Raw genomic sequence first — 5,099 nt, 5'->3', positions numbered from 1 at the left:
AGCCGACCGACGACGGGTTCGACCCGGAGATCTTTCCGGTGACCGCGGCGGCCGTGCGGGACATCATCGACGACCTCGCCGACGACACCCTGCTCGACGCCCCGGGAACCGGAGCGGTCGACGCGCTCCTGGCGGCCGGTGCGCGGCTGGACTCGCCCGAACTGGCGGCCGTCCTGCACTCCCCCGACGGGTGGCCGGAGGTCGACCTCGAGGCAGGCGTGCGTGCTGCACGCGCGTTCGGTTCACCCGTTCCGGCCTGAGCGCGCAGCCGTACCCACGCCGCGCATCTCTGCCACCATGGTCGGGTGAGAAGACTCGGTTACGTCGCGGCCAAGCGCCTCGCCCTCGAGACACTCGGGTGGACCCTCGTCGTGCTGGGAATCGCGGCCCTGTTCCTGCCCGGCCCCGGGCTGCTCACGCTCTTCGCGGGAATGGTGGTGCTCTCCCAGCAGTACGAGTGGATCGAGAAGCGGGTCGACCCCGTCAAGCGCGTCGCGCTCGAGGGTGCGTCCCGCGGGGTGCAGACCTGGCCGAGGATCGCGGCGTCGGTGCTCGGCGTGGCGTGGCTGGTCGGGCTGGGGATCTACTGGGGACAGCATCCCCCGGCGCCCCGGTGGTGGCCGTTCGACCCGGCCTGGTGGTTCATCGGCGGTTGGGGTACCGGCGGGAGCCTGATCGCCTCCGGACTCATCGGCCTGGTACTGATCGCCTACTCGGTCCATCGCTTCCGTGGCAACCCCTACGATCACGCGGTCGAGACGGAGCGTGAGAGGGAACGCCACGCCGCACGCCACCGGGAGAGGGAGGAGCGTCGACGGTCCCGGCAGGGCGTCACATCGGATCTGTCGGACCTCACGTCAGAGTGAACGTCTCCTCGCCGCCCACCGCGACCATCCGTTCCTGCCGGCCGACCCGAACCCGCACGGGGGTCGCGTCGATCACCCCGTCGCGGTGGTGGACGGTGACGCGATCCCTCATCACCGTCACCGTCAGCGGTGACCGCAGGTAGGTCATGTTGAAGGACACCCCGTCTATGCCGCTGGGCAGGTTGGGGTCGAGTCGCAACATCCCGCCGCTGACCCGCATACCCGCGTAGAACCGTTGGACCAGATCGACGGTCCCGGACATGACCCCCATGTGGATCCCCTCACGCGTGGTTCCGCCCTGGATGTCGTTGACGTCGCTACCCAGGGCCACCTTGAACCTCTCCCAGGAGGCGTCCGGGTCGAAGCGGGCGAGCACTCCCGCGTGCGTGATGTAGGACAGCGTCGATCCGTGGGAGGTCCGTCGGTCGTAGTACTCGATGGTGCGCTGGGCGGCATCGCTCGGGAAGTCGTATCCGAGCCGCCGGACGACGCGCCTGAGTTCGGAGTCGCTGAAGAGGAAGAACAGCATCACGGCGTCGGCCTGCTTCGCCAGCTTGTACCGGTCAGGGGTGTCCCCCTCGGCCTTGAGGATCCGGTCCAGCCGCTGGATGTCGCCGTACTGGGCGCGGTAGGAGTCCCAGTCCAACTCCTCGAGGTCCTCGTACCCCTCGAACTGGCTGATGACCCCGTCGTGGAACGGGACGAACATCTTGCGGCTCATGTCCTTCCACCGCGTGACCTCCTCCTCGCGCAGTTCGAGTCGGGCGCGCACCTCCTCGGCCCGGGGCTCGGGGAGGAGGTCGAGCAGGCTCGCGGCGACGTCGCAGATCCACGCCACGAACACATTGGTGTAGGCGTTGTTGCGCAGACCCGCCTCCGACGCCCCGGGGTACTTCTCGTGGTACTCGTCCGGCCCCATCACCCCGTGGATCTCGTAGCGGTCCCGCTCTGGTGAGTAGTGGGCTATCGAGGACCAGAAACGGGCGATGCCGAGCATCATCTCCGCACCGCGGAACTCGAGGAACATCGTGTCCTCGGTGAGGGTGACGTACTGCCAGACGTTGTAGAAGATGGCCGCGCTCACGTGTCGCTGGTTGTGCGAGAGGTCCTCGTCCCACCGTCCGGACAGCGGGTTGAGGTGTACCTCCTGGGTCTCCTCGGTCCCCAGCGACCCGCTCTGCCACGGGAACATGAAGCCCTCGTACCCGGATGCCTCCGCGGCCGCGCGGGCCTCCGACAGTCGGCGATAGCGGTACATCAGCAGACCCCGGGTGACCTCCGGGGTGCGGAAGGTCAGGAAGGGGAAGACGAACAACTCATCCCAGAAGATATGGCCGCGATAGGCCTCCCCGTTGATCCCACGGGCGGGCACCCCCGCGTCGAGGTCCGCGGTGTGGTGCGAGCAGGTCTGCAGGATATGGCTGATGTGGACCCGGAGCAGATGCTGGGCCTCGTCGTCGCCGAACACCTTCATGTCACACGCCTGCCACAGCCGGCCCCATGCCTGACAGTGGTGGGCGTGGGCCGCGTCGAATGGCCGGGCGCGGCTCACTGATCGGTGCGCGCGCGTCATGGTGTTCCCGGTGGCCGGGTCTCGGGAGGTGAACAGTGCGACAGACTTCTCGATCGTGACCGGAACCCCGCGCTCAAGGTCCAGGCACAGCGTCTGCTGGATGTAGTCGGGGGTCCGGAAGTCCGTCCGCGGGACGTCGATCCGCTCGTCGGCCACGAGGACGAGGGTCCGTGCGGCCAGGCTGACCGCGACCTCGGACTGACGGGTGTGGGCCTTGAGGGCGATCACCTCCGGCGCGGGGAAGAGCGTGCTCCCCGGTCGCAGGTGGTCGCTCTCGAGCTGGCGGTAGCGGGGCACGCCGGCATTGGTGACCCGGCCGTCGATCGCGGTGACCACCTCCGCCTCCCCCGACCAGTTGACAGGGGTGATCGTCCACTCGATGTAGGCGTGGTGCATCGCGGCCATCGAGACGAACCGCCGGCTGACCAGCTCGGTCTCGCGACCCTCCTTGTCCCGGAACCGGAGGCGCCTGGTCAGCGTCGCCGACCGGAGGTCGAGTTCGTGCCCGTAGTCGAGGATCTCCACCTCGGCGAGCCGCAGCACCTCCGCACCGCCGATCCGGAGCTTCATCGGCAGCCAGTTGGGCAGGTTGACCAGGTCCTCGTTGTGCACCGGGACCCCGCCGAGCATGGTGGTCGCGCGGTTGTACAGACCGTGCACGTACGTCCCGGGGTAGTGGACCCCGTCGGCCTCCTCCCATTCGGCGGCGCCGCGTGTGCAGAGGTAGCCGTTGCCGGTGGAGGTGAGTGTCTCGCGAAGTCCCTCCTCGCCGGAATCGAACCCGGTGTAGGTCAGCGTGAAGGGGTCGGACCGCCCCACGGTGGTGTCGGTGGCGGGCCCGGTCGACGTGATGCTCACGCCTGTGACCCTATCCACCGACCCGCGGTCGCGCCGGGACGCCGCCTGCCGGTTTCCGCGATCGTCATCTGGCCGAGACTTGTTGGCCACCGACATATTGTATGATCTACGTCACAGTCGAGACGGCCCTCGCCGCGGCGCGAGACCCGCCGTGGACCGCCTCGCCGGAACAGGGGTTCACCATGACCGTTCAGTTCATCGAGATCTCGGAGGACGTTGCCGACAGGCTCCACGTCCTCACCACACCGACGGCCTGCCAGGTCGGCGATGCGCGGATGATCATCGTCGATCTGCTCGGCTCGGGCCCGTCGTGGCCACTGTCCGTCCTCGTGGATCACGTCTGCACCGCGTACGAGGCCCCCGACGGGGAGCGCCTCACGGTCGACCTCCGGGAAGGAATGGCCGAGGACGATCTCCGCGACGAACCGGCACTCCGGCACGTGACGTGGGTGCGGGCGACGCGCCTCGCCCTGAGGGAGCTCACCGACTCCGGCGACGTGGTCTGGAGCCTGCCCTCGGACGACCCGGACGAGGTCGACCACCCCGAGGTCGAGGTCCTCATGGCCGGTGCGGAACCCCGCGCCTTCCGGATCTACGTGGGGGATCCGCTCCCGGACGGATCCGTGTCGTTGCGGTAGCGGACGGCCACGGCCAACATCACCGCGCCCACCGCGATGAAGGACAGCACCCGGAACAGCCCGGGGAGCGTGGCCAGATCGAGGAAGAGCAACTTGGCGAGCGCGAGCGATCCCAGGACGAATCCCATCCGACGGGCGTCCGAGAGCCGGGGGCTCGGGGTGAGGATCAACCAGGCCGCGCAGCTGATCCACAGGACCGTGACCACCAGGTGGGCCCCGAGGAACCCGTCACGCGCCGCGCCGGCGAGGTCGCCGATCACCACACCGGCCGCCACCACCATGACCGAGAAGGTCAGTAGCGCGGCCACGGCACCCGCCATCACCACCCTGGCGGACCGGTGCGGGGCCAGCCGGGAGCCCCACCACGTCGCGGCCACGGCGAGCGTGGTGGCCGCGAACGCCGCCACCACGTCCCAGTAGCTGAGCTCGCGGACCGCCAACCCCTCGTCCAGTGCGAAGAACGGCTGGTTGACCGCCAGGTACACGAGGAGCGCGATCGACCCGCCGACGCCGGCCACCCAGTCCATCCAACGTCGGCGCCACAGGCCGGCCGCCACGAGGTACCCGGTGGCGCTGAGCGTCAGGGCCAGGCTCGTCATCTCCCGCCCGCCGAGTTCGACCCAGGTGGCGAACAACAGACCGCTGCCCACGACACCCGTCACGGCGGACAGCAGGACCGGCCCCGGCTCCTGGGCCCGTCGTCCGGCGACCACCGCGACCGTGAGGTAGGCGGCGGCCAGGACGAGACCGACCGGCCATCCCGGCCGGAGGAGGGGCAGTCCGGACAGGAGGAACAGGGGTACCGCGGTGGGGACGACGACGAGGGCCGCCCGCTCCGGAGCCGGGCGGCGACGCAGGGAATCGACCCAGGCGATACCGACGCCCACCGCGGCGAACGCCAGGACCGCCACGATGAGCGCGATCTGGGAACCCCTGTCGTGACGGAACGCCTGCGAGAGGTACCCGACGAGAACCGGGGCGGGGAAGACCGACCACACCACCCTGACCGCGATCCCGAGGTCCGAGCCGAGCACCGCGGTCGCGATCGCGAGGATCACGAGGAACACCGCCAGCTCCACGCCGGTAGAGATGAACGGCGAGAGCAGCATCGTTCCCGCCGAGACCAGGCACGCGAGCAGAGCCGAGGACCACCGCTGCGCGAGC

The 5,099-nt window shown here is 69.4% G+C and carries 3 protein-coding genes and 2 pseudogenes; 3 read left to right on the top strand and 2 right to left on the bottom strand.

From position 1 onward, the window contains the following. Positions 1 to 260 (top strand): annotated as a pseudogene (locus G6026_RS16630) (hypothetical protein); the annotation flags it as partial. 45 nt (positions 261 to 305) lie between these two features. Then, complete coding sequence (locus G6026_RS16625) at positions 306 to 866, top strand: PGPGW domain-containing protein (protein WP_182613819.1); 561 nt, start codon at positions 306 to 308, stop codon at positions 864 to 866. Here the strand turns inward: G6026_RS16625 and G6026_RS16620 are convergent. Beyond that, positions 853 to 3,297 (bottom strand): glycosyl hydrolase family 65 protein, encoded by a 2,445-nt coding sequence (locus tag G6026_RS16620; protein ID WP_309230276.1) that lies wholly within the window; start codon positions 3,295 to 3,297, stop codon positions 853 to 855. The genes G6026_RS16625 and G6026_RS16620 overlap by 14 nt on opposite strands. 101 nt (positions 3,298 to 3,398) lie before the next feature. Between G6026_RS16620 and G6026_RS16615 the strand changes: the two genes are divergently transcribed. Beyond that, complete coding sequence (locus G6026_RS16615; protein ID WP_107755496.1) at positions 3,399 to 3,935, top strand: hypothetical protein; 537 nt, start codon at positions 3,399 to 3,401, stop codon at positions 3,933 to 3,935. Here the strand turns inward: G6026_RS16615 and G6026_RS16610 are convergent. Next, positions 3,890 to 5,099: pseudogene (locus G6026_RS16610) on the bottom strand (hypothetical protein); the annotation flags it as partial. The gene G6026_RS16615 and the pseudogene G6026_RS16610 sit on opposite strands and share 46 nt — an antisense overlap.

The organism is Dietzia sp. DQ11-38-2, assembly GCF_014145055.1.
GTDB lineage: Bacteria > Actinomycetota > Actinomycetes > Mycobacteriales > Mycobacteriaceae > Dietzia.
Note: the sequence above shows the minus strand (reverse complement) of the source record. Positions and strands in the feature narration are given on the sequence as shown.